Source organism: Flavobacterium microcysteis, from assembly GCF_006385255.1.
Lineage (GTDB): Bacteria > Bacteroidota > Bacteroidia > Flavobacteriales > Flavobacteriaceae > Flavobacterium > Flavobacterium microcysteis.
In genome coordinates this window covers 1-26516 of sequence record NZ_VFJE01000052.1, presented here as the reverse complement: position 1 = coordinate 26516, position 26516 = coordinate 1, and the positions used below count along the sequence as shown (strand labels likewise).

The window sequence follows — 26516 nt, the reverse complement described above, 5'->3', positions numbered from 1 at the left end:
ATCAAAAGATTACATATCCTTGAAAATTGTATGCATCAAACGTTTTTTGTCGTTGATACTTTCGTCAAGAGAAATCATAGTCTCTGTTCTGTATACACCTTCGATATCGTCAATCATAAAGATTACTTCTTTTGCATGTTTTGTATCCATTGCACGGATTTTACAGAAGATATTGAACTTTCCTGTAGTTACGTGTGCTACAGTAACAAAAGGAATTTCATTAATTCTTTCCAATACAAATTTAGTCTGTGAAGTGTTGTGAAGAAAAACCCCTACATAGGCGATAAAAGAATATCCTAATTTCTCGTAATTCAAGGTCAAAGATGAACCCATGATAATACCAGCTTCTTCCATTTTCTTAACTCTCACATGGACAGTTCCTGCAGAGATTAGTAATTTTTTTGCTATATCTGTAAAAGGAACTCTTGTATTGTCTATCAGCATATCTAATATCTGATGATCAACTTCATCTAAACGAAACTTATTCATATAATTTTATGTTTGTATTTGTTTTCAAAATTCGACTACAAAAAAATTAATTTTTTTTAAATAAAAAAAGCGAATCGTTAAACATTTGGCAATCCGTTAACAATTTTAACTTTTTCTGATAAATAAAACTCAGCTTTTTGACCCAATTTCGGAATATTGTCTTGTCCATCGGAATAGGAAGCTCCTTTTGCATCATATTCAAAATGTCCAAAGTTTTGTGTCAGCTCACCTATTTCGACAATGAAGGCCACAAATTCAATTTTTCCCTCATTCAAAACCTCCGTAAATTGAATTGCAAAATTCGTAATAATTTGTTTATTATCATAGAAAATTTTGATATTTTTATAAATGAAGTCGTAAAAAACTGGTTTGTTTTGAGGAATATTGAAATATTTTTCCGTTTCATTGAGAACTATATCGTTTTCGTAAATATATTTCAGTCCAGAGACTAATGCGATAAAAATAAATTTTCGTGTCATTTCTCTCTGATAATCTTCCTGATAATGTCCGGCCTCGAATAAAATTGTAGGAGATCCCAGATAGGTAAAGGTATCGCCTACACAATTCAAATTAAAACCATCGTCAAAACGTCCCACTTGCCCAGGAATAAATGATTGTAAAGTTGTATCCATTGCAACAATAACATCCATAGCTTTAATACGTACTTCATTAACTTCTCTTGCATCATTATAGGAAGGCGCTAAAAAGGAAACTGTTGCGGGCTTATTTATGTCACCTGCCGCAAAAATGGTACGTTGGTCATGAAGATTATAACAAAAATCCGGCTTGAAATCATCATACAGATCTCGAAGCAGACGACTTTCTGGTTGGGTTAAATCTTGAAAATCCCTATTTAAGTCAACTCCATTAGCATTAATTCGGGTATATCTCTCAGCTCCATCAGGATTAAGCATAGGAATAGCCAAAAAGGAAAACTTGCTTTTAAGTTCTTTTGCCAGTTCCGTTTCACCATTTAATACGTTTAAAAGGTCAAAAAGTGCTTTTGTCGTCGTTCCTTCGTTTCCATGCATTTGCGACCAAAGCAATATCTTGGTTTTGCCCGTTCCAATTGTATACGAGTAAATTGGTTTTCCTTCAACTGATTTTCCGATTATATCTAAGTTATTATTCCTGTTGAGTACTTTTAATAATGGCTCAATTTTCTCAAGAGTAATATATCTTCCGTGCAATGATTCTTCCTTGTTGTCTTGGAATACTTTTTCAAAATCCATGGTGCTTAATTTATGTTTTACAAAAGTAAACATCTTATCAATTACAATTGTAAATCAATAAAAATTCAAAATAATTTAACTCTGTAAACAAAATGCACTGCAGCAGTAAATAGGTATTAGAAAAACTTTAACATTAATTTATTTTTAAGCAGTTTTTGAGTTCATATTATTTAAAGTCAATTTATTATGTTTTATTATATAAATTTAAACATTAATAAAAAAGCTTCAATTACAATTGTAAACTACCTACCTATCTACTTTATATTTACATTTGTAACACGCTTTCTTTATTTCAACGATTTACAATGGTAAACACAGATGATTTTATAAAACGGATTGAAAAAATCCTCGATTATTATAACCTGACAGCCTCGTCTTTTGCCGATAAAATTGGTGTGCAGCGCTCCAGTATATCCCATCTCCTATCAGGAAGAAATAAACCGAGTCTTGATTTTATATTAAAAATTCTGGATGTATTTCCTGAAATTGATTTGTATTGGATTCTGAATGGAAAAGGAAGTTTCCCGAAAAGTAATGAAACTCCTTCACCTACTCCTATTTCAGAACCGATTATTCAAAATTCATCCAATCCTATAAAAGAAGTACCTACATCTAAAAATACTTTTAGTAACGATACAATTGAAAAAATCGTAATCTTTTATAAAGATGGTAGTTTTAAAGAATACCATCCTCAATAACAAGCCATAAAAAAACCTCGGCTCTTACAGACCGAGGTTTTCAAACCAATAATAACAAACACAAAACTAACTATTCTCTTCTTAAGTATATTCCGGTTACGCCAGGTTCTAATCTTGTTGTCAATGGTGTTGCATCTGCCTGAGGCGTTGTTGGATATGCAAAACTCAATACTTGTCCTCCACCATTCAATCTTTCAGCAATATAAATTTTATTAGCCTGTTTATCATAAGAAACATCTACCGGATTCCCTAACAATGAATTAGGCCCATAAATTCTTTTTTGATTTGACAAGGCAATAGTACCGCCTGATGCTGTAGAAGAAAATACATTGCTGAAATTCTCAATTACTACAATACCTCCATCTGTGGCTGAAGTAGCTAGACCTACATCTGTCAAGACCATAACATTATTAGAATAAGCAATGCCATGCGTCCTTATTAGTCCTTCAATGCTAACTCTTTTGTCTGCCACCAGCGTTCCCGTAGGTTTTGAAAAAATAGAGTTAAAAACTGCTATATCTCCCGTAAGATCAACAACAGCAAACAAATTTCCGTTTTCAATAGCAATTCCCCATAGCTTAAAGCCTATAGTAAATGTTTTTTCCAATGTGAATCCTGAAGCGGTTCTTTGATATACCAAAAGCTTATTCGTGTTTCCATTAATTTCAGCCTGATCTTGAACTACAACTACCCGGCTTCCATCAACAGCAATTTCTCTGGCATTAGTAAAATCGCCAGTAGTACTACTCGCCGTCATTGTCAAAGATGTTGCCGGAGAGAGTAACGTATTTCGAAAATTACCATACGCTTCAAGGCGGTTGTTTGTTCTTGAGGCAATAATAACTTCGTCGCGATCATTATAATAATAAATACCATCAGCATCTACAGAACCTACTGCAAAAGTTCTTGCCATTGGCATTGTTGCTAACATATCTGTATACGTAATTGTTCCGCTGGTATTACTTGAAGTAAATAATTCAAGTCTTTGTGTGTCTTGATTTCCGTTTGAATCATCATCATTACTACACGAGACAAATCCGAAAGTACTGCAGAAGATCCCTGCTAAAAATAAATTCTTTCTCATAATTGTGGTTTTTTAAAGGTTGATACCAATAGATACGAGAAAGAAATGAGCTTGGTTTTAAAATGGCATTTTAACCGTCAAAGCCGTTTTCCGGAATTCTGCCTACGACACCTTTAAAATTGCTTTTGAGTTCTGCAAAATCTTTTTGGATATCGCCAATTGGATAATATGCATTGTGTAGTACTACCTCCTTTTTGGCATAATCAAATGCAACGGGAATTATTGGAACTTCTGCTTTTAATGCAATGTAGTAAAAGCCTGTCTTCCACTCTGATACTTTTTTTCGAGTTCCTTCGGGAGCAATTGCCAATCGGAAGATTTCTCTGTTTTTAAAAATCTCCGCTATGGCTTCGACTGTATTCTGTCTAGAGTTTCTGTTGAGTGGTGCACCGCCCATCCAACGGAAATAAGCTCCAAATGGAAATTTAAAAAGTTCTTTTTTAGCGACATAGTTCATTTCAAGATTGATAATGCCACTGGCAAAAAGTCCTATGTAGAAATCATGCCAGCTGGTATGCGGCACTACTATAATAATAGATTTCTTAATTTCGGGATCCATCGTACCTTTGATGCTCCATCCCATTATTTTGAAAAAGATAAGTTTATAAATAATACGCTTCATGCTTTATTATTTTCTGTAAATGTAACATTTATACTTATTTTTGGGCAAATTAAGTTTTGTGCTAAAAAAAATATTAAGCTACCTCCTACCGATAAATGTCTATAAACAGCAATCGTCTGTAAGTAAAAATCTAGAAGTTACCTGGGCAAATGGCGAATTGGTATTGGATTCTAAAAATGCCAACTACTCTTATGGAAGCTTACAACGTATTCTTAGAAAAGGTTTGGAAAGCATCGGGTTTGATACCGTTTTAAAAACGAAACACATTCTTATACTTGGAGTTGCAGGCGGAAGCGTAATTAAGACTTTAAGTGACGAAATTGGATTTAAAGGCAAGATTACAGGAGTGGAAATTGATCCTGAAGTACTACAGATAGCCAATTCTTATTTTGGATTGAACAAGATTCCGAATTTAGAAATCATTGTTGATGATGCTTCCAAATATGTTTTAAAAGACAAAAACAAATACGGACTGATTATTGTCGATATTTTTCAGGATACAACCATGCCTGACTTTCTTTTTGAAGATTCTTTCCAAAAAAGCATCTGTGAGCTTTTAGAAGAAAAAGGAATTATTCTTTTTAATACGATGTGTATTACTAACAAAGACAGCCTCCGCAATAAAAAATATGTGGCAAACATCAATCTAAAACTCTATAATTTACGCACCATCCCAAGAGTTGAGCGCTATAACGAGCTAATCATTATAGAAAAGAAATAATTTGATTATTAGACTCCAGCAATCTTAAATCTCATTATTGTATTGTAACATGTTCATGAAGGTCTGATGAGCAGGTTGAACCATTTACACTAACCTTAACAGTGGCCGTAGCTTTATAGTTTCCTGCTTGCGAATATATATGACTTACTTCAGTACCAGTAACTGTCTGTTGTGTTCCATCACCAAAATCCCATTTAACAGTATTATTCAACGTATGACTTCCTTCATAGGTAACACTATAATTTACCTGCATTGGATTTTCACCAGATATAGAATGATGTGCATTTAAAAATATTGATTCGCCCAGGCAATCTACAACGCTCTTGGCATCATCCTTATCACATGCCGTCATAAAAAAAGTTGCAATAGCTATAAGAAATAGTTTTTTCATAACTTTTAGAATTGATTTTGATAGACCTAAGATAGGTAACTATTTTAAATTTTGTTTAAAACCTTATGTATAGTTTTACATCATTTTAGTACAAACTAATATATAATTACCATTGTTTATAATGTTTTACACAGATTATGTGCGGATTTTCTTCTCTATACCACCTCATAAATCACAAATCTAAAATCCAAAATCTTAAATCAACTTCCTAGCCTTCTCCAAATCTTCAACCGTATCAATACCAATACCAACATGGACAGTTTCCACCATTCTTATTTTCTTGCCATATTCAAGATATCGGAGTTGTTCTAATTTTTCTGAAGCTTCCAGAGATTTCATTGGCAGGCTATAAAAATCCATCAACGCCGGTTTTCTAAAAGCGTAGATTCCAATATGCTGGAAATAACGAACACCCGCATTTTCATCTCTCGGATAAGGTATAACCGAACGGGAAAAATATAAGGCCAGACCACTTTGGTCTACAATTACCTTGACATTATTTGGGTTAGCAATTTCTTCTTTATCTTTTATTTCACGCATTAACGAAGCCAGATCTATTTGATGTGCCGTATCATTTCTGAATACTTCTAAAAGTTTTTCAAGTGGTTCTTTATTAATAAAAGGTTCGTCACCTTGCACGTTTACAACAATATCAACATCCAGATTTTCAACAGCTTCAGCTATCCTGTCGCTACCGGATTCATGTTCCTTTTTGCTCATGATTGCTTTTCCTCCATTGGAAACAATTTCATCAAAAATGAGTTGAGAATCAGTAGCAACAAAAACATCATCAAAAAGCTGCGTTGAAACAGCCGCTTCATATGTTCTGGTAATTACCGTTTTCCCACCCAAATCCTGCATCAGCTTGGCGTGAAATCGGGTTGAAGCGTAACGTGCCGGAATAACTGCTATTATTTTCATTTTAAATATTTTTGATTTTTGATTTGTGATTTAAGATTTGAGATTTGTGATCTATGATTTGAGATTTTTGATTTAGGATTTAAGATTTTTGATTTGAGGTTTCTCACTCCCAACTATCAACTAACCTCTATCAACTATCATCTACTAACTATAGCCTATCCTCTATCAACTATAAACTATTCTTCAAAGTTTTCATCCTTAAAGCCAATCAAATACAATTTGTCTTTAGCTCTTGTAATTGCTGTGTATAACCAGCGAATGTAATCTCTGTCGATTCCGTTGGGCAAATAAGGCTGTTCTACAAATACAGTATTCCATTGTCCACCTTGTGATTTGTGGCAGGTCATGGCGTATGAAAATTTCACCTGCAATGCATTGAAATACCTGTTTTCTTTTACTTTCTGGAATTTCCTGTAGGCTGTTCTTTCATCTTCATAATCCAGCATTACTTCCTGATACAGTCGGTTTGACTCTTCATAGGTTAATGAAGCCGATTCACTTGTCAATGTATCTAAAATCAAAACTGTTTCAAATGGTATCTGGTTTGGGTAATCCACCATCCGTATTTTTACGGTAGCAAACTTAAAACCGTACAATTCCTGCATCTTATAGATTTCCATAACTTCGACAATATCACCATTGGCTATAAAATCTGTTTCGGTAGAATCCTTAAGCCAAAAATAATTATTTTTTACGACCATGAGGAAATCGCCTGTAGAAAGTTCGCTTTCCTTATCGAGAATTCTTGTTCGAATTTGTTGGTTGTAAGCGTTAGCCCTTTTGTTAGAACGCACAATAAATGCAGTGTCTTCCAATCCATAATTGCTATAGGCTGTATGGATGGCATCTTGAATGTCATAACCATCCGTTAACCGAACAATATCTTTGAAATGTTTTACATCAAATTTAAAATCTTCAAAAAAGTCTTCATCTAATTGTTCTCTAAGTTCTGTTGCATTGTACAATATACCGGAATCCTCTTCCTGTCGCATTACTTCATCAAATTCGATATGTGCAACTTCCATATCATAATTCCTGTTCAGCAAATCAATATCCAGAGCCGGTGATATATCAAGATTCACGGGCGGTAGCTGTGCTGTATCCCCTAAAAGAATCATCTTGCAGTTGACACCGGAATATACATAATAGATCAAATCGTCTAACAGTGAACCGTTTTCATACATACTGGTTTCATTGCTTGAATCTGAAATCATAGACGATTCATCAACGATGAAAATTGTATTTTTATGTTTGTTCTGCTGAGTAGTAAAAGTCACTCCTCCGCTTTTTGTTTTTGGATAATAGATTTTTTTGTGGATGGTATATGCCGGTTTTTGAGAATAATTAGCGATAACCTTTGCCGCACGACCAGTTGGTGCCAAAAGCACGTATTTTTTATTAATTTCAGTAAGATTGTTAACCAAAGTAGAAATTACGGTTGTTTTTCCAGTTCCGGCATACCCTTTTAGCACGAAGATTTCATCCTGTTTGCTATTGGTCAAAAATTCAGCAATTTTCTGGAAGAAGATATCCTGTTTGACTGTTGGATTAAACGGAAACTTCGACGTAAGGGTTTTATAGAAAAATGCAGAATTCATGGTTTATTATTTGCCGTAAAGTTATAGATTTAAGAGAAGTTTTGCCCTATAAATATGAGGAGTATGCCACAAAAAATTGTAAGTTTGCCAACATCAGAAAAAATCAATGTCGGCTAACACAAACATAACAGAAAAAAAATACAGGAAACTTTCCATTCAAGTATCTTTGAATGGATTCCGATTTTGCTGTTTTGATACTTTGAATCAGACCGTTCTGTTTGTCAAAGAAGTCGATTTTAATGATTTTGAAAAATCCATCAAAGTAGAAGACCATTATTGGCAAGCTTTTGTAAACCATAAAGAACTAACGGCAACCTATGACGAAGTAGTTGTCCTTCATGAAAACAATCTTTCTTCTTTTGTGCCAAAAGCAATGTTTGATGAAAATTATTTAGGAAGCTATCTCCAATACAGTACCAAAGTTTTTGAATCTGATTTTTTTGCCTTTGACGTTCTTGAACCTTTTGATATGGTGAATACCTACATTCCGTATGTCAATTTCAACAACTATCTGCTTGACCAGTTTGATAGTTTTGATTATCTGCATGTTAATAGCATTTTAGTACAGAAAATTCTGGAAAATTCAAAGAATGTTTCAGAAACGCAGCTATTTGTACATGTAGGAAAAGAACATTTTGAAATTGTAGTGATCGAAAACCAAAAGCTTTTACTGTTTAATTCATTTGAATATCAGACCAAAGAGGATTTTATCTACTATATTCTTTTTACAGCAGAACAGTTAAAACTGAACCCTGAAACCTTCAAATTACAATTGCTGGGCGAAATTTCAGAAGAAAGCGATCTATTTAAGATTGCCTACCGATATATCAGGAACATATCCTTAATGAATGTGTTCCATACGCAAAAGCACAATGATTTTTCAACACTGGAAAATTTAAAATATTTTATCTTATTCAACTCATAAATGAGAATCATATCCGGGAAATATAAAGGAAGGCGAATTTCGCCTCCAAAAGGCCTGCCGGTCCGTCCAACAACAGACATGAGCAAGGAAGCCCTGTTCAACGTATTGAACAACTATTTCAATTTCAACGGATTGAAAGTTTTAGACCTGTTTGCAGGAACAGGTAACATTAGCTATGAATTTGCTTCACGCGGCTGCGAGACTATTACGAGCGTCGATGGTGATTTTGGCTGTGTAAAGTTCATCAAACAGACAGCTGACGAGTTTGGTTTTGGTATTGCAGGTGTCAAAAGCGATGTATTTAAGTTTGTTGAAAAGAATAAAGCTTCTTACGACATTATTTTTGCCGACCCTCCTTATGATCTTGACCAGGCTACATTTGAAAAACTGGTAGAACTTATCTTTGCCAACGAACTTCTTGAAGAAGACGGCATGATGATTATCGAACATTCAAAATATACGAAGCTGGATCACATGATTAATTTTTCTTTCAAAAAAGTCTATGGCGGCTCTGTTTTTTCATTTTTTGAAATTAACAGCGGTGAGGATGAAGAATTAAGAAATGAAGCTGAAATTACGGAGGACGACGAAGGATAATCCGCAGACTTAACTGTTTTTTTGTGATTTTTGATTGATGAGGAAATCTGCGGAATCATTTTATCCTTCCTGAATTTTCATTTACTTCTTTTTCTTTATAAATAGAGTCTTTTATCTTTCCAAAGGTATATCGGATTGCTATTGAGAATTCGCAGTTATCTACGAAAAAGATGGCGTTAGAACGTACTTTACTGACTTCAAAATTTTCTGTAAAGGTTCTGTTCATAAACACATTGTTGTAATTGACCGTACAGGAAAGGTTTTTGAAAAAGGTCTTAGATGCTGCCAAATCCAACTGGAAATAAGAATTTCTTTGAAAAACGCCCTCATTTCTGCTAGTTAGTCCCCAGCCGGTTACAGAAAACTGCAATTCATTTTTCAACTTAAAAACATGATTGGAATAATAATACGCATACGGTTTAGTATCTCCAATCACTGCTGAAGTATCTTCAATTTTATTTAAAATAAGGCTGATTGTATTGTTTGATGACCAGAAACCGCTACTAAAAGGCAATACAAATTCCAGATTGTATCCTGTTTCTTTTTCAAAATTTTGTGGTCGGTATATCAATAAATTTTGAGGTTCATTATATAGAAAACCGTAGTTTATTACATTGCTGTTTTCGTAATAGCTAAACTTCACCGATTTGTCTTTGTATTGAAAATTAGCCGCTAATTCACTCGTAATAGATGGATTTAGATTGATATTAGTAGCAAAGGCAAAATACGGATTGATATAAGTAATGCCTTGACTTGTTGATGAATAATCCGGTCTGGAAATACTTCTTCCATAATTCAGGTTTAGCGTTTTTGTACTGTCTATAGGCATACTCAACTCAGCTTTCGGAAATAAAGTAGTGTAGTTTTTATCAACAGAAGTCGGTTCTCCCTCATAGCGACCTAAAATCCTCGTGTTTTCTGCCCTCACACCTGCCATCCAGGAAATCTTCATAAAGCTTCCTGATAATTGGGCATAGGCAGCAGTATTTTTTTCTTTGAGTTTGTACTTTGAATTGGAAGCCAAATCCTGCTCAAAATTTTTAATCTTCAAATCTGTATGGGCAATGGCTGAAGAATGCTGTGCTCCCATCTCCCACTTCATTTCATTTTTGAATTTCTTTTCAAAATCAATCCGCCCCGAGAAAACATCTACATTAAAATCATCTTGTGTTTGCTGGAAAGGCTGGTAGGTTGTTTCGTTGTAATTATTCAAAGCGCTTGTAAATGATCCTGAGCTATAATTGGAATACTGCAAACCCGCAAAAAGAGAAGCATTCCAATTGGTTATTTTCTTGTTATAATTAAAAAATGAATTGATAAAGCTTTCGTGCTCTTTGCTTTTTCCTAAAGTTTGTATGCGATTTTGTTCTTCTCCTATTTTGTTATGTGTTTTTGTAGAAAAATCGAAATCATCATCTTTATAAGTTCCGTTTGTGGTAAATGAAAAATCTTCTTCTTCATTAATCTTATGATAAACTCCCACACCATAAACGTATTTATCCCTTTTAGTGTAACCTGCAACCCGGTAATTGGATTCAATAGCCTTAGCAGGAATGGTATAATCACTACCATTGCTTTCCCACGGATTTAACCTATTGTAATTGAAATTCGCCTTAAATTCCGTTTTGCTTAATTTCAGACTGGAATTCAGTCCCAGATAATTATTAAACTTCTTTTTAAAGGCTGCATTTTCTGTAAAGACCAACTGAAAGCCTTCTTTTTTGCTTGTCTTTCTGGTAATCAATATGACAGACCGCCCTTCGGCTTCATATTTTGATGATGGATTATCAATGATTTCTATCGTTTTGATATCTTCCACAGATAACGCTTCCAAATCATTCATTTCGACTTTCTGGTTATCTATGTATATTAGCGGTGCTCCTTTTCCTATAACCGTAATTTTTTCCCTATCCGGGCTTATCTGGATTTTAGGAAGTCTTGACAAAAGATCCAAAGTATTGGAAACCGTCTTATGGATTGAATTTGCTATATCTATCTTAATGTTTCCGTTTTTATAAATATATGTTTTAGTGTTTCCTTCAATAACAACTTCTTCCATTTGATTGAGAGTGTCTTTTTCTGTTTCCTGGGCAAAAGAAGCGCTACTTGCCAACAGCAGTAAAGCCAATACGATTCTAACCTTCATTGTCAGAATTATTTAGCCAGTTTAACCAATCAGCCGCAATTTTATCCCAATTATAGACTTCATAGTTAACCGTTCCATCCACATTTATAGGGAAATAATTATGCTCTAAATTCAGATAGCTCATAAAAGTACAATTGTCTTTCTTTTCCCGTATGGCTTCAATCTGAAATAAATCGTTAAACGGAGCCGACCAATCTTTGGTTCCGTAAGAAACCAGTACCGGAATGTTCAAGCGAATCAGGTTTTCTTTTTGAGGCAACGAAAAGCTATAGGTTGTCTTATACGTATCTCCATTGGTTAGATTCGTATCATTAGAATGTGCGACAACTTTTTTCCAATGTTCAATCGTATTTTTTCCTTCATCAACAGAATCACTGTCAAAGCTCCTACTCTGGGCCAAAATGTTCATTATTCTTCCATACGGATTACCTCCGGAATAAATCAGGTGGGTGATTTTTTTGTTGATTGAAGTCATTTTTGCAGCAACAGAACTTCCTTCCGAATGTCCGACTACCACCAGTTTTTTATTTTTTACCCAACGTTCTTTAGCCAATTGTTTTAGCACGAAGTTGTTCCGAAACACATAATAGTCCAGGTAGTTTCTTTCAGTATATCCTTTTGGTGGCATTTCCTTTTCTATGTCTTTTAAATACATATAGTCTTTTCCCAATTTATTGACATCAGAAATAATAGGTATAAATGGTTTTCCTACAATAACAATATGATAGGCTTCTAAAAAGGGATTCTCATCAAATGGCAACGTCCCATAAAGTCCTTTTTCGTCATATTTAACCACAGGCTGTGGCAAACTTCCCTGACAAAAAAAGAAAATAGGCTTGGCTATCTTTTCTTCGCCTTTTTTAGAGATAACAATAATATCAACCGGATCGTCCTGGTATTTCATGGCAATATGCCTGTAACCGAAATCTTCCGGGATTTTCTGAGAATAGGAATAGATTTTTGAAAACAGCAGCATGATTATAAGTACTAGTTTAGTATGCATTTTTGCAATTTGAAATTGTTTGTATATCGTCAGTAGCAAAATTGGTTTAAAAACAGACTGCGAGAGTTAATGCTAGGTTAATGCTGGGTTAATGTCTTTTTTTCAGAATAAATCGCTTATTTTTGGCTTAGCAATCTTTCAGTATGAAAAAGAAAATCAACTTATTAATAGGATTCTCGGCTCTGGTTCTGGTCGTTCTTTCGGCCATACAATACTATTTGGTCAAGACGACTTATGAGTATAAGGTCGAGCAGTTTCGTTCTGAAATCAAGGAGAAAATTGCAAAAATCACAAACGATTACAGTGATATCGATACTACAATCTTTAGCAAAAAGGATTTGCTGTATAAACAGTTGGCAGAAAATTACATTCGTGATAAAAGCACACGCTTCCATATCAAAAATGCGCTGTTACAAAATGAATTCAAAAGCGAGCTTACGCGAAAACTGCAGGAAGAATTTGAAAATGAAATACCAAATCTAACTATTGATTTTGCTATCGTTTTAGACAAATTCGTGATTTATGACGCTACAAAAGAAGCGGACACCATATTTGCAGAAAAGCCTTTTATTGAAAATAAATTATACGGCGACCTGGCCTCTTTAGATGATGCTTTTCTGATTCGGAATTATGTTGGCACTACCAGCGGTTCTTTTAAAAAGCAAGAACTCAGTTCCGATTATAAACTTCTGACAGAAGACACTTTATATGTCTCGATTAAAAACTGGGAATATATAGTACTAAAAAGAATGGCACTCATTCTCATTTTTGCCGTTTTTTCTATACTAACCTTGATTACTCTTTTTGTAATTGCTTTAAAAGCCTTGATTAAGCAAAAGAAAATCAGTGACATCAAGACTGATTTTATCAACAATATTACCCACGAACTCAAAACACCGCTCACGACCCTCTCCGTTTCTACAAAAATTTTAGAACGCAAGGAAATCCGTGAAAATGATGAGACCTATAACACCGTGCTGGGAACCATTATTCGCCAAAATAACCGTTTGCAGAACCTAATTGACCAGGTAATGACCAATTCTTTAGGGTTTGAAGAAATCGAACTGCACAAAGAAAAAGTACTGATGCCCGATTTTTTAAACTCAATCGTCAACGACTTTCAAATTGCCTATCCTGATATTTTGATTGAAAAAATGCTTGATCCCAAAAAAATCAGCATTAGCCTTGATAAATTCCATCTGACTACGGCTATAACCAATGTTTTGGAGAATGCCGTAAAGTATGGCTGTACAAATATTAAGGTAAAAGCTTCCTTGCAAGAAGGCCAGTTTGCCATCAGTATTTCAGATGACGGAATTGGTATTTCAAAAAACAAGCATTCCCTCCTATTTGATAAATTCTATCGTGTAGAACAAGGCGACCTGCATGATGCTAAAGGATTAGGCTTAGGACTTTATTATGTAGACCAGATCATAAAAGCGCATCAGGGAAGTATTCATGTCATTAGCGATTTGGGTAAAGGAGCTACTTTTGACCTTAGACTTCAGATTACAAACGGATAATTAGAATTTATACAGTGACAACTATTATCAAAAAGGTACTTTTAGCGGAAGATGATTTTGATTTTGCAATGATTCTCAAGCAATATCTGGATCTTCATAACTTTCAGGTTTTTTGGGCCAAAGACGGCGAAGAAGCGCTAAGTCTGTTCCAAAACGAAGACTTCAGCATTTGTATTTTTGATGTCATGATGCCTAAAATTGACGGATTCACATTGGCGGAAAAAATCATAAAGATAAACCCTGAAGTTCCTTTTGTCTTTCTGACAGCCCGAAAATTAAAAGATGACAAGATCAAAGGGCTTAAATTAGGAGCCGATGATTATATTGCCAAACCTTTTGAAGCTGATGAGTTGGTTCTCCGCTTAAACAATATCGTCAGAAGAAGTGAAAAGGCAACCCTTCCTGTTTCTGAAGAAATCCAGATTGGCAATTATATTTTTAATCCGCAGCGACTGGAATTAAAAAATGGAAATACCATCCAAAGAGTGACTGAAAAAGAAGGTTCCTTGATTCTTTTCTTGTATAAAAACAAAAACCAGTTATTGAAACGAGAAGAAATCCTAAAAGCTGTCTGGGGAAATGATGATTTTTTTTCCGGCCGAAGCATGGATGTATTTATCAGTCGTTTAAGAAAGTATTTTAGCGACGATTCGAAGATTTCAATCGAAAGCATCCGTAATATAGGATTGGAATTCAAACTCAAACAATAAAAAAGCAGACCTATAAGCCGGGTTCTGTATTTCTTAAAAAGAAACCCTTATCATTTATCTAGATTCCGAATTACTCCGGAACTCAATCTACCTACCCTTCGGCAACGGACGAGCCGCCCTTAAAAGCCGATATACTTGGTATTTCACCACATAGAGTTTACCTGGTTTCACTACAGCATTACCTGTACATACTTTCTGTTGCACTTGTCCTCCCGAAATTGCTCCCGGTGACGGGCGTTACCCGCTATGTTGCTCTATGGTGCCCGGACTTTCCTCCCTTTTTTTCAAAACGGCGATAAGGCGGTCTGCGCTGCAAAACTAATACAATTAATCAAGATTTCCATTAAACTGTAACCTTACCTTATAATCTTATAAATTCAATTAACATTCCGTTGGCAGCTTCAGGGAAATATATATTGTAAATTAGAAATACTAAAAACCAATTAAAAAGAAAAGTCATGGACCATCAAATGTATCATTATGCCACCGTATCCAAAGCTTTGGAAGAGTTGGCAGAAAAAGGATTTACAGTAGATTTTAATCTTGAAGCCGACCGTATTAAAGATTGCGGCGATTGCTTCGAAATTGTCCACATTTACCGTTACGAAGGAGCTACCGATCCTGGAGACGAAGCCACTGTATACGGAATCAAATCGGACAAAGGAGAAAAAGGAGTCTATGTTTCAGGTGACCTGTCATTCTCAGAAGACGAAGCCGCTCAGACTTTACATGAACTCATAATTAAAGGCAGACAGCCTTCCGAATAAGGTATGAATCGATTAGAGGCTAAACTTCAAAAAATTGGTAGTAATCCAAAAGTAACAGCACAATCTGTTGGATTGAGATATTCGTCTCAAACAAATAAAGGCTATTACCGAACAAAAGGCAAAAACAATGCATTTGTTTATAAGGATGAAAACAATACAATACTTAAGGATAAGCCAATAATTGAAAGGATAAAAAAGCTGGTTATACCGCCAGCTTGGGAGAATGTTTGGATTTCTCCTTATGAAAATGGGCATTTGCAAGTCACCGGAATTGATGCCAAGGGAAGAAAGCAATACCGCTATCATCCAAATTGGAATAAAATCCGGAATCAATCAAAGTTTTACAGATTGAGACGGTTTGCAAATGCCCTTCCAATGATACGAAAACAGATTGAAAAAGATTTAAATCGAAAAGGTCTGCCTTATGAAAAAGTGGTTGCTTTGGTTGTAAAACTTATTGAACTGACCCACATCCGTGTTGGCAATGATGCCTATAAAAAATTGTATGGCTCTTTTGGATTAACAACGTTACGAGATAAACATGTGAAGTTTTCTAGTTCTTCTGTTTACTTTGATTTTAAAGGTAAAAAAGGCGTTTCCCATAAAATAAGCCTGCAAAGCCGAAAATTGGCCAATTTGGTCAAAAAATGCAAAGAAATTCCCGGACAGGAACTTTTCCAATATTATGATGATGAAGGAAAACACCATTCTATCGGATCGGCAGATATCAATAATTATCTTAAAGAAATTACACAAGAAGACTTTACTGCAAAAGATTTCAGAGTTTGGGCAGGAAGCGTACATGCCCTGTTTACTTTTCAGGAAATTGGCCAATTTATGACACTAACGGAATGCAAAAGGAATGTTGTTTCGGTTATTGATGATGTTGCCAAAAAGTTAGGAAATACAAGAGCTGTCTGTAAAAAGTATTACGTACACCCTACTGTTATCGCTTCCTATGAAAAAGGCTCCATTTGGAACTACAAAGTGAAGCCCAATATTAAAAATAATAAACTAAACCCTGAAGAAGAGGCATTAGTCAGACTCTTGAAAAAAGAGACTATTGCTGAAGTTTTAGGATAATCCATACAATCATGAAAAAAATAATCTGGCTTTTTCTTGGGATTGGATTTATTTCCTGTTCCGACAAAAAAGTGAAACCTATTGAAAATAATTCCGTTTCAGATACGGTTGCAAAACCTGTTTCGGTTAAAACTACAGACGAAAAGCAACTTATTGTTCCGGGAAAAAGCATCGGGCTTACTCATTTGGGACAAAGTGCAGAAATACTTGCTTCTTTAGGACGTCCTGATTTTTCTGATGCTGCTATGGGAAAAGCCTGGAGCAGCTGGTATTCTAAAGATGGTAAGAAAAACGAATTGAATATTTATACTACTTATAAAGATTCAGAAATGAAAGAAAAAGTAATTCGGCTTATCCGTATTACTTCGCCCGAATTTAAAACTGAAGAAGGAATTGCAACAGGAAATTCTTTACATACAATTCAAAATAGGTATCCCAAAGCAGTATTAATCGGAAAATACAAAGATACTGGAGAATCTGTAGAAATATATGACGCCATAGATTCCGGAATTGCATTTGAAATTAAAAAAGCAAATTGTATCAGTATTATTGTTCATGAAACCGGCAAAAAGGCAACCGATGAATACATTACTTTTCATCCCGATATGGAACGATTTTGAGTCGTGAAAAACTAATTTTAAAACTTTTCAACAGTATTTTTTAATCTTTAAATTTAGACCTATATTTGTCGTCCAGTCAAATTTCTATGGAACATTTCGTTGTATCAGCCCGCAAATATCGTCCGCAAACATTTAAAGATGTTGTGGGTCAGCAGGCTATTACAAATACTTTGTTGAATGCCATTGAAAACAATCACCTTGCACAAGCTTTACTTTTTACAGGACCTCGTGGTGTTGGAAAGACTACTTGTGCCAGAATCCTAGCTCGTAAAATTAACCAGGAAGGTTATGATGACCCTACCGAGGATTTCGCTTTCAACGTTTTTGAGCTGGATGCTGCATCCAATAACTCTGTTGACGATATCCGAAATCTAATTGATCAGGTACGTATCCCGCCACAAACAGGACAATACAAAGTTTATATCATTGACGAGGTTCACATGCTTTCACAGGCAGCTTTCAATGCGTTTTTAAAAACCCTGGAAGAACCGCCAAAGCATGCCATATTTATATTGGCAACCACGGAAAAGCATAAAATAATACCAACGATATTATCGCGATGCCAGATATTCGATTTCAAAAGAATTACGGTAAAAGATGCTAAAAATCATTTGGCAGATGTAGCAAATAGCGAAGGAATTACTTTTGAAGATGATGCTTTGCATATTATTGCTCAAAAGGCTGATGGCGCTATGCGTGATGCTTTGTCTATTTTTGACAGGGTTGTCAGTTTTTCAGGAAACAACCTTACCCGAGTAGCGGTAACTGAAAACCTGAATGTTCTGGATTATGAGACGTATATCAATATGACCGATCTGATTTTGGAAAACAAAATCCCGGAACTGTTGATTGCTTATAATGAAATCCTTTCCAAAGGTTTTGACGGACATCATTTTATTGCCGGACTAGCCTCTCATTTCAGAGATTTGCTAGTTTCAAAAACGCCTAGTACCCTGACTTTACTTGAAGCTGGAGAACAGGCTCAGAAAATGTATGGACTACAGGCCCAAAAAGCTTCGCAAGATTTTCTTTTAAAAGGAATTGACCTGGCAAATGATTGTGATTTGAAATTCAAATCCAGCCAAAACCAGCGCCTTCTTGTCGAGCTTTGCTTGATGCAGCTTGCCTCTATCACTTTTGATGGAGAAAAAAAAAAGTTGACGGATATATAATTCCACCCAATCACTTTTACGGAAGAGTACTCGAAATTCCAGTAAAATCACCCGAAATTATTGAGGTTGCAACTCCTTCTGTTGTTGCTGAACCTGTTGCTGTAATTGAAAAACAACCTGATCAAGAAATTGCTCCTGCTCCAAAAATTGAAACTCCGACTAATGATATAAATGTGGCAAAAGTTTCTGCTTTATCACTTTCCAGCATCAGAGCAAAACGAGAGTTGGAAAAAGCAAACAGTGCTATTGTCAGACACGAAGCCGAATTGCCAAAAGAAGCTTTTACAGAAACCGACATGCTGTTGCAATGGAATAAATATGCACAGCGTTTGGGCGATAAAGGCTATAAAATTCTGGAAGCACTTTTATTGATTAATGACCCTAAATTAAAAGGCACAACTATCTTTCATGAGCTTCCAAACGAAGGTTCAAAGATTGAGTTTGAGTCAGAAAAACATCACCTTTTAGGGCATTTACGTGGGAAACTCCATAATTATGACATCCAAATCGAGGTTGTTGTTAATGAAACCGTTGAGAATAAGTTTGCCTTTACACCTCAGGATAAATACAACAGGCTCAATGAAATTAATCCGAGCCTGGATGTTTTGCGAAAAACTTTCGATCTGGACATCTAAGATTTTAGATTTATGATTTTTGAATCTTTTAAATTTAATTTTAGATTTTAGATTTATGATTTTAGCTCTTAAATCTAATGTCTCAAATCCTAAAATCTTAAATCTTATATCTCCTAAATCTTATTATAATACAACGCCTTTACAATACCGTCTGAAAGTCCTATTTTAGGAACATAGAGATTACGTGCACCACTCCATTTCATAGCATTCAGATATACTTTAAGAGCGGGAATAATTACGTCGGCACGGTCAGCATTGAGACCTAGTTCCGCTATTCTTTGCTCATATGAAAGTCCGTTTAAGAAGGCATATTGAGAATTCAGATACATATAAGACAATGGTTTTTCCTGTAGTTTTCCTGACATTTTAAAAACCTTATTGATGTTTCCACCTGAACCAATCATGTTGATCTGTTCGTAATCCTCTGTTATATGTTTAATCCATTTCTCAATTTCCTGCCATACAATATCATTAACCATATTATTGAGCAAACGAACCGTTCCAATTTTAAATGATTTGGAGGCTACTATCTTGCCTTCTGTAAAAAGAGAAAACTCCGTACTACCACCGCCAACATCCACATACAGATAGGTCTGGTCGTTTTTGAGCAAATGATGCAGGTCTGAAGAAGCTATGATTGCAGCTTCTTTCTTTCCATCAATAATTTCTATTTTTATATCGGCTTTTTTCTTAATCAGGTCTACTACTTCTTTGCCATTATAGGCTTCACGCATGGCAGATGTGGCGCATGCCATATATTTCTCGACTTTGTGCACTTTCATCAAAAGTTTGAATGCCTTCATAGCATCTACCATTCTTTCGATGTTTTCTTCTGTAATTTCACCTACAGTAAAGGCATCCTGTCCTAAACGAATTGGGACACGCACCAAGGAGCTTTTGCTAAATTGAGTTTCTTTTCCTTTTTGTTCAACAATATTGGCAATCAGCAGACGCATCGCATTGGAGCCAATGTCTATCGCTGCGTATTTTCTTATTGTAATCATAAATTCTTTTATCTTTTTTTAAATAACGCCCAAAAGACCTACGCTTTTAGGCTCTCAACAGATTCACAAACTAATTCAACTTTTCAGCAATCACTTCCAGTTTGTCTCTGTAATAATTATACGTTTCCAGCTGAGCTCTAAAGACAGGATCATCTTTACGCATTCTATATAAATTGTCTAAGTTTTCAGAATGAAGCCTTGCCTTTACATTTCCTTTCCAACCTATATTGAACGTATCTATTAATTCCTGTTTTATACTCTCATCATAAATCGGACAGGTCACTTCAACCCTTTCATCCAGGTTTCGCGTCATAAAGTCTGCCGATGAAATATAAACTTCCTGGTCGCCATCATTATAAAAAATATATACACGGGAATGTTCTAAATAATTATCGACAATACTAATGGCTTCAATATTATCGCTCATACCCGGAACTCCAGGAATCAATGAACAAATTCCTCTTACAATCAGCCTGACTTTAACTCCGGCCCAGCTTGCATCATACAATTTATCAATCATGCCATAATCCGAAAGACTATTCATTTTTAAAGCAATATGGGCTTCTTTTCCCTCTCGGGCATTGGAGATTTCTCTATCAATCAGCTTTTCAAAACGGGTTCTTGTATAGTGTGGTGAAACAACCAGGTGTTTATAACGATGTACACGGTAATTGATATCAAAGAAATCGAAAATCTTTGCCACATCTTTTAATATTTTAGTATGACTGGTAAATAAAGTCACATCTGTATAAACCTTAGCTGTTGATTCGTTGAAGTTTCCTGTTGAAATTAATCCATAGCGTTTTACCTTTCCTTCTTCAACACGTTCGATTACGCATATCTTGCTATGGACTTTTAATCCTTTTATTCCAAAAATCAATTCAATTCCTTCTGTCTGCATCTGCTCTGCGTACGAAATGTTACTCGCTTCATCAAAACGGGCCTGTAATTCAATTTGTACCGTTACCTTTTTACCGTTTTTCGCTGCGTTAATAAGGGAACTGATAATTTGAGAATTTTTGGCCAATCGGTACAACGTAATTTTAATCGAAATCACCTTGGGATCCAGTGCTGCTTCACGCAGAAATTTAATCAGATACGAAAAAGATTGGTAAGGCGCATTAACCAGATAATCCTTTTTAGCAATCTTTTCAAGCATGCTTCCTTCCAGGCTCAGTCCGTCAACCGGCAAGGGAACATTTGCCTGATATAATAGATCATATCTTCCAAGATTTGGAAAATCCATATAATCGCGACGGTTATGGTATCTTCCTCCGGGAATAATACTATCCGTCGAATCGATTCCCATTTTATTAAGGAAGAATTTCAACGTATCTTTTTCAATTGATTGGTCATATACAAAACGTACCGGTTCGCCAATTCGGCGATCTTTCACACTGGTAGAAATTTTTTCCATCAAACTCTTGCTTTGGTCGCTATCGATATCCAGCTGAGCATCTCTGGTAATTTTAATCATGTGCGCCGATATGCTTTCATAGTCAAAAATATTGAATATGCTGCTGAGATTATATCGGATAACATCATCCAGCAATATGATATACTGCTTGTCGTTACTGGAAGGCAATACTACAAATCGGTTTACGGTTTTTGGTATCTCAATAACGGCATAACGCACGTCTTTTTTAGGTTTTTTGATTTTCAACACCGTGTCTTTAACGACAATCTTGGTCGTTGACTTTGGCTTTGTCATTACCAATTTAACTGCAAGATAACCTGATGTATCCTTTAAGATTGGGAATTCAGCCAAGTCATTCAATATAATAGTTACCAAAGCCGGGCTTACTTTTTGTATAAAGAAGTCTTTGATAAAGTTTTCCTGTTCACGAGAAATTTCGGTCTCATTAATGATAAAAATATTCTCTTTTTCAAGCTCACTTTCAATAATGCTCAAAATTCTCAAGCTTTCAGATTGTTGCTGGATAACGATTTCTGTTATATCCTTAACTAATTGCTGCGAGCTGATACCGCCCAAAAGTTTTTCTCCAGAAACACCTGCATGGCTCAAACGACGGATAGCTGCAAACCGTACACGGAAAAACTCATCAAGATTATTGGAAAAGATTCCTAAAAAACGAAGTCTGTCTAATAGTGGGACATTTTTATCTGCTGCTTCTTGTAGAACTCTGGCATTAAAAGCAAGCCAACTTTTTTCACGATCAATATAACGGTAATCAATTGGTGGAATCATATTTTTTTAAATCTCTAGGAAAAATCACTTGTTGCGTTTTGCCTTTATCGATCGATTGCCAGTCATTGCTCTGAAAATTAATAGAAACAAATCCGGTTGTAGGAACATTATCGATAAAAACGTTCCCAAATTTATTAACAAAATTTGTTATAGCATCATTATGCCCGAAAAGAATAACGTTGTCGTAATCATTATTACATGATTTAATAAATTTTTCGAGCTGTCTGTCGTCGAAAGTATAGAGCTCATCTTTAAAAATAATGCTTTCAATTGGGCAAGAAAGATTTTGCGCAAAAATGATTGCGGTTTCCGAAGCTCTTTTTGCGGTACTGCTTAAGATCGTAAATGTCTTGGGAAGGTGTTTTCCTATCTCCATTGAGACCATATGAGCGTCTTGCATTCCTCTGCTGGCTAAAGGGCGATCTTTATCTAGAAGTGGAGCATTCCAACTTGATTTTCCATGTCGTATTAATATCAAATTCTTCATAATTGATAATTTTAAAAACTAGTTAGACTTCAAAAACACCTCTATTTATAAGAACAAATTACAAAAAAAAGTTTACTTCACAGACATTTTAGGCACTTTTATCGAAAAAACTACGGATTTCCGTAAGTTAATTTTTTATTAACATAAATTCGCTATGTAAAAGTCTATTAACACAAACTTTAAACACTGCCATCAGTTGCAAATTTAGATAGTAAAACTTAATACCACCTTTTGAGGTTTTCTATCAGTCAGATTGCAAAATTTCCCTTTTAACAAATACTCGTGTCCAAAATACTTGGACTGTTTCCCTATGCTTTTATTTTAACGATAAATCAATAAAGAAACCATAATAATAAGAATAATGAAAAAATCTATTTGAATGACTAGAGAATTATGTGAAAAAGATACTTTAACGACTATTTATGCTATTCACAGATAAAATTATTTATCTAGAAAACTAGATGTTAGTTTTAACCCGAAAAGTAATTTGAATGTTCTTATTTCTATCAAAATAAGATCTACGCTTTTAAAAATTTTACCCAAAAAATACGTACATGAAAAATTTTACGCTGCGTGAGGAAATAAAAGCACCACAAGCTTTTATCATCGAAAAGAAAAATGGCCGCTTAAAAAAACGAGTCCGATTAAATAACAAAACGGTTCTTAGCAAATTACTTCTGCTAAGTTTCTTGGTTTTGACTGCGCTGCCTTCATTTGCACAGCAAAAAGAACTTCCAGCTAGGGCTACAAAACCCAATTTACCATACGCTCCTAAAGTAAAAGAAAATAAGGGCGGGCTGGAATACCAAACCATGGCTGTTGCAGGATCTATTTCAGTAGCAGAAAACGCTACCTACAATGCCTATACGGCGGAGCAGCTGGTGAAAAACCTTTTCGTTACAGGCTGTTTATCAGCAAGTAATGTAAGATTTGGTTATTACTCAAAAAGTGGTAATACCTACACATGGCAAAACCACACCTGGTCTTCAACGCCTGGCAATCGTCAATTGGCTTATTTCAACAAGGCAACTTCTACTTTTCCTATTGAGGAAGGACTATTGCTTACAACTGGAAAAGCTTCCTCTGCAATGGGACCAAACAATACCGGAGGAAGTACAGATGAGATGGTAAGAGCAGCCAATGACCCTGATTTGGCAGCCATTACAGGGCGAACCATTTACGATGCATCGACTTTGGAATTTGACTTTGTACCTGCAGGTAATACTTTGGAATTCAAATATGTTTTTTCATCTGAAGAATATTTGGAGTATTGCGAAACAGGCTATAATGACGCTTTCGGATTTTTCTTAAGCGGTCCTGGAATTTCAGGTCCATACAGAAACAATGCAATCAATTTGGCGTTGCTTCCAAGCAGTACGACTCCAATTTCTATCAATACAATCCACGCAGCAGGAACAAACGTTAACAATGTTAACTTCCCAGCAGTAAACGGACAATATTATCAAAACAATGCGTCAGGATCAACTACTACCCAATTTGATGGTAATACTGTTATCCTGACAGCTACTTATCCTGTGACACCTTGTTCAACATACAGAATTAAACTAAGCATTGGTGATGCAAGTGACCAGCAATGGGATTCTGGTGTTTTCTTAGGAGCCAGAAGTTTCAACTCCGAAAATATTGTTCTTACGAACTATGGAAACATGATCGAAAACCAGAATAATATTTTTGAAGGCTGTAACAATAAATTCAGAGTACAAAGAACAGGCAGTGATATTTCACAGTCATTAGTTGTTAATCTACTTTTATCTGGAACTTTCACTAATGGGGTTGATATTCAAACAACTGGTGGATTACCATTCCCAACACAGGTAACAATTCCTGCTAACCAAACTTATGTCGATATACCTTATACTACCGTAGCCGATGCTATTTCAGACAATAGTGAAACTTTTATTGTACGGACAATAACGAGCTGCCCTTGTTCAAGTGATGTAGTATATGTGACACAAACAATGAACATCTACGAAACGGCTGTTCTTAACTCCATTAATGCAACGAATGCACAGTGTAACGGACAAAATAACGGAACACTAACCGTAAACGTATCTGGTGGTTCAGGAAGCTATCTGTATTCTATAGATAATGGAGCAAACTGGCAGAGTATAAATACTTTTTCAAACTTATCACCTGGAAACTATACAGTAGTAGTAAGAGATCCTGGAAGCTGTAAGCCAAATCTTAGCGGTACAGCTACTATTGGTAACCCTACTCCTATTGTAGCAAATGCAGGTCCTGATGTTACTATTTGTCCTGGTGGAAATACACAACTAAGCGGAAGCGGTGGTGTTGTTTACAGCTGGAGCCCAGCAACTGGACTAAATTTTACTAATATCGCAAATCCTATTGCTTCTCCAACAACTACTACTACCTATACATTAACTGTTACAAATGCTAGTGGACAATGTACATCAACAGATCAGGTAGTTGTTAATGTGGATGCAGCACCTGTAGCTCCAACTGCTGCAAACGTAAACAATAACAATATCTGTTCAAATGTAGGAGGAAATATCATCCTATCTGCAACAGGAGGATCAGGTACTACCCTAAAATGGTATACTTCAAGTTGTGGTGGAACAGCAATCGGAACAGGAAACAATCTTTCTATTGCAGCACCAACACAAACAACTACCTATTATGTACGTTGGGAAAACAGTTGTGGAAATTCAACATGTGCTCAAGTAACTGTGAATGTAAAACCTACAGTTACTTTAACTGGTCCGGCTAATGCCAGCATTCAGGGATGTAACCAAAGCAGTATCACTCCATTGACATATAGTGAAACACCTGTATCAATTACATTGGCACAATTTCAAAGTGCAGGAGGAACAACTTCAAATGCTTCTCTGGCACATACAATAACTTATAAAGACACTAAAGCAGGTAGTTGTCCTACGATTGTCACTAGAGTATTTACAGTTGCTACAGATTGTACTACTGCGAATTTTACTCAGACAATCACTATAAACGACACTACGGCTCCAACATTTAACGGAACCCTTCCTACAGCCAGCATAACTGCAGCTTGCGGAAACATACCAACTGCGGCTACACTTACTGCAACTGATGCTTGCGGAACTGCAACCGTAACTTTTGCTGAGACTAGAACTGACGGTACTTGCGCTGGAAGCTACACGCTTACAAGAAAATGGACTGCGACTGACCTTTGCGGTAACACTACTGTACACACTCAGATTGTAACCGTGACCGATACACAGGCTCCAACATTTACAGGAACATTGCCATCAAACATTACAGCAGCTTGCGGAAATATCCCTGCTGCGGCTACACTTACTGCGACCGATGCTTGTGGAAGCGCAACTGTAACATTCGCTGAGACAAGGACTAATGGTTCTTGTGCCGGAAACTATACCCTGACAAGAAAATGGACGGCTACTGACCTATGCGGTAATACTGCTGAACACACTCAGATTGTAACCGTGACCGATACGCAGGCTCCGACATTTACAGGAACATTGCCATCAAACATTACAGCAGCTTGCGGAAATATCCCTGCTGCGGCTACGCTTACTGCGACCGATGCTTGCGGAAGCGCAACTGTAACATTCGCTGAGACAAGAACTAATGGTTCTTGTGCCGGAAACTACACGCTTACTAGAAAATGGACTGCGACCGATCTTTGCGGTAACACTGCTGAACACACTCAGATTGTAACCGTGAGCGATGCACAGTCTCCTACCTTTGTAGGAACATTGCCTGCTGCCAGCATAACTGCAGCTTGCGGAAATATCCCTGCTGCGGCTACGCTTACAGCGACCGATGCCTGCGGAAGCGCAACTGTAACATTTGCCGAGACAAGGACTAATGGTTCTTGTGCCGGAAACTACACGCTTA

Annotated in this window: 24 protein-coding genes and 1 other RNA gene; 12 read left to right on the top strand and 13 right to left on the bottom strand. The window is 35.9% G+C overall.

Annotated elements, in window-relative coordinates:
* Nucleotides 1-9: 9 nt before the first annotated feature.
* The gene (locus FJA49_RS05625) at nt 10-489 is read right to left on the bottom strand and encodes an Lrp/AsnC family transcriptional regulator (protein ID WP_056067456.1); all 480 of its coding nucleotides are present in this window, start codon (nt 487-489) and stop codon (nt 10-12) included.
* Nucleotides 490-566: 77 nt separating this feature from the next.
* Nucleotides 567-1721: a M14 family metallopeptidase gene (locus FJA49_RS05620; protein WP_139999738.1), complete on the bottom strand. Its 1155-nt coding sequence runs from the start codon at nt 1719-1721 to the stop codon at nt 567-569.
* Between the two features lie 305 nt (nt 1722-2026).
* Between FJA49_RS05620 and FJA49_RS05615 the strand changes: the two genes are divergently transcribed.
* Nucleotides 2027-2419 (top strand): helix-turn-helix domain-containing protein, encoded by a 393-nt coding sequence (locus FJA49_RS05615; protein WP_139999736.1) that lies wholly within the window; start codon nt 2027-2029, stop codon nt 2417-2419.
* A gap of 70 nt (nt 2420-2489) precedes the next feature.
* Here the strand turns inward: FJA49_RS05615 and FJA49_RS05610 are convergent, their stop codons facing one another.
* Nucleotides 2490-3503 carry a hypothetical protein gene (locus FJA49_RS05610; protein WP_139999734.1) on the bottom strand — a complete coding sequence of 338 codons (1014 nt, stop codon included), beginning with the start codon at nt 3501-3503 and terminating at the stop codon, nt 2490-2492.
* A gap of 70 nt (nt 3504-3573) precedes the next feature.
* A complete protein-coding gene (locus FJA49_RS05605; RefSeq protein ID WP_139999732.1) occupies nt 3574-4125 on the bottom strand; it encodes a 1-acyl-sn-glycerol-3-phosphate acyltransferase in 552 nt (183 codons plus the stop codon).
* 58 nt (nt 4126-4183) lie between these two features.
* Here FJA49_RS05605 and FJA49_RS05600 point away from each other — a divergent pair, with 58 nt between their 5' ends.
* Complete coding sequence (locus FJA49_RS05600) at nt 4184-4846, top strand: spermidine synthase (protein ID WP_139999729.1); 663 nt, start codon at nt 4184-4186, stop codon at nt 4844-4846.
* 34 nt (nt 4847-4880) lie between these two features.
* On the opposite strand, the gene FJA49_RS05595 is transcribed toward FJA49_RS05600, so the two are convergent.
* The 3 genes from FJA49_RS05595 to FJA49_RS05585 all read right to left on the bottom strand — a co-directional run bounded on the left by FJA49_RS05595 (nt 4881) and on the right by FJA49_RS05585 (nt 7756).
* The gene (locus FJA49_RS05595; protein WP_158629446.1) at nt 4881-5198 is read right to left on the bottom strand and encodes a PKD domain-containing protein; all 318 of its coding nucleotides are present in this window, start codon (nt 5196-5198) and stop codon (nt 4881-4883) included.
* A 234-nt stretch (nt 5199-5432) separates the two neighbouring features.
* The gene (gene kdsB / locus FJA49_RS05590) at nt 5433-6158 is read right to left on the bottom strand and encodes a 3-deoxy-manno-octulosonate cytidylyltransferase (RefSeq protein ID WP_139999725.1); all 726 of its coding nucleotides are present in this window, start codon (nt 6156-6158) and stop codon (nt 5433-5435) included.
* A gap of 176 nt (nt 6159-6334) precedes the next feature.
* Nucleotides 6335-7756, bottom strand: a complete 1422-nt coding sequence (locus tag FJA49_RS05585) for an ATP-dependent DNA helicase (protein ID WP_139999723.1) — start codon at nt 7754-7756, stop codon at nt 6335-6337.
* 106 nt (nt 7757-7862) lie between these two features.
* On the opposite strand from FJA49_RS05585, the gene FJA49_RS05580 reads away from it, so the two are divergent.
* The gene (locus tag FJA49_RS05580; protein ID WP_139999721.1) at nt 7863-8681 is read left to right on the top strand and encodes a DUF3822 family protein; all 819 of its coding nucleotides are present in this window, start codon (nt 7863-7865) and stop codon (nt 8679-8681) included.
* Nucleotides 8682-9278 carry an RsmD family RNA methyltransferase gene (locus FJA49_RS05575; protein ID WP_139999719.1) on the top strand — a complete coding sequence of 199 codons (597 nt, stop codon included), beginning with the start codon at nt 8682-8684 and terminating at the stop codon, nt 9276-9278.
* Nucleotides 9279-9333: 55 nt separating this feature from the next.
* Here the strand turns inward: FJA49_RS05575 and FJA49_RS05570 are convergent, their stop codons facing one another.
* Both FJA49_RS05570 and FJA49_RS05565 read right to left on the bottom strand, forming a co-directional pair.
* On the bottom strand, nt 9334-11424 hold the full coding sequence (locus tag FJA49_RS05570) for an outer membrane beta-barrel family protein (RefSeq protein ID WP_139999717.1): 2091 nt from the start codon (nt 11422-11424) through the stop codon (nt 9334-9336).
* Nucleotides 11414-12427 (bottom strand): alpha/beta hydrolase, encoded by a 1014-nt coding sequence (locus FJA49_RS05565; protein ID WP_139999715.1) that lies wholly within the window; start codon nt 12425-12427, stop codon nt 11414-11416. Before FJA49_RS05565 ends, FJA49_RS05570 begins: the two co-directional genes overlap by 11 nt.
* A gap of 143 nt (nt 12428-12570) precedes the next feature.
* On the opposite strand from FJA49_RS05565, the gene FJA49_RS05560 reads away from it, so the two are divergent.
* A complete protein-coding gene (locus tag FJA49_RS05560; RefSeq protein WP_139999713.1) occupies nt 12571-13950 on the top strand; it encodes a sensor histidine kinase in 1380 nt (459 codons plus the stop codon).
* Nucleotides 13951-13976: 26 nt separating this feature from the next.
* Nucleotides 13977-14660: a response regulator transcription factor gene (locus FJA49_RS05555; RefSeq protein WP_140000305.1), complete on the top strand. Its 684-nt coding sequence runs from the start codon at nt 13977-13979 to the stop codon at nt 14658-14660.
* Here FJA49_RS05555 and rnpB read toward each other — a convergent pair.
* Nucleotides 14658-14972: RNase P RNA component class A (gene rnpB, locus FJA49_RS05550), an RNA gene on the bottom strand. The genes FJA49_RS05555 and rnpB overlap by 3 nt on opposite strands.
* Before the next feature lie 146 nt (nt 14973-15118).
* Here rnpB and FJA49_RS05545 point away from each other — a divergent pair.
* From FJA49_RS05545 to FJA49_RS05525, 5 genes are all read left to right on the top strand, one after another.
* A complete protein-coding gene (locus FJA49_RS05545) occupies nt 15119-15427 on the top strand; it encodes a hypothetical protein (protein ID WP_139999711.1) in 309 nt (102 codons plus the stop codon).
* Nucleotides 15428-15430: 3 nt separating this feature from the next.
* The gene (locus tag FJA49_RS05540; protein WP_139999709.1) at nt 15431-16510 is read left to right on the top strand and encodes a DNA topoisomerase IB; all 1080 of its coding nucleotides are present in this window, start codon (nt 15431-15433) and stop codon (nt 16508-16510) included.
* 11 nt (nt 16511-16521) lie between these two features.
* Complete coding sequence (locus FJA49_RS05535; protein ID WP_139999707.1) at nt 16522-17130, top strand: hypothetical protein; 609 nt, start codon at nt 16522-16524, stop codon at nt 17128-17130.
* A gap of 86 nt (nt 17131-17216) precedes the next feature.
* The gene (dnaX, locus tag FJA49_RS05530; RefSeq protein ID WP_139999705.1) at nt 17217-18302 is read left to right on the top strand and encodes a DNA polymerase III subunit gamma/tau; all 1086 of its coding nucleotides are present in this window, start codon (nt 17217-17219) and stop codon (nt 18300-18302) included.
* A 173-nt stretch (nt 18303-18475) separates the two neighbouring features.
* A complete protein-coding gene (locus FJA49_RS05525; RefSeq protein WP_233590074.1) occupies nt 18476-18937 on the top strand; it encodes a hypothetical protein in 462 nt (153 codons plus the stop codon).
* Between the two features lie 113 nt (nt 18938-19050).
* Here the strand turns inward: FJA49_RS05525 and FJA49_RS05520 are convergent, their stop codons facing one another.
* The 3 genes from FJA49_RS05520 to FJA49_RS05510 all read right to left on the bottom strand — a co-directional run bounded on the left by FJA49_RS05520 (nt 19051) and on the right by FJA49_RS05510 (nt 22637).
* Entirely contained in the window at nt 19051-19941 is an 891-nt protein-coding gene (locus FJA49_RS05520; protein ID WP_139999703.1) for a Ppx/GppA phosphatase family protein, read from the bottom strand.
* 70 nt (nt 19942-20011) lie between these two features.
* A complete protein-coding gene (gene ppk1 / locus FJA49_RS05515; protein ID WP_139999701.1) occupies nt 20012-22150 on the bottom strand; it encodes a polyphosphate kinase 1 in 2139 nt (712 codons plus the stop codon).
* A complete protein-coding gene (locus tag FJA49_RS05510) occupies nt 22134-22637 on the bottom strand; it encodes a SixA phosphatase family protein (RefSeq protein WP_139999699.1) in 504 nt (167 codons plus the stop codon). Before FJA49_RS05510 ends, ppk1 begins: the two co-directional genes overlap by 17 nt.
* Before the next feature lie 554 nt (nt 22638-23191).
* Here FJA49_RS05510 and FJA49_RS05505 point away from each other — a divergent pair.
* On the top strand, nt 23192-26516 hold a 3325-nt coding region (locus FJA49_RS05505), incomplete at its 3' end, for a choice-of-anchor L domain-containing protein (protein ID WP_199758358.1).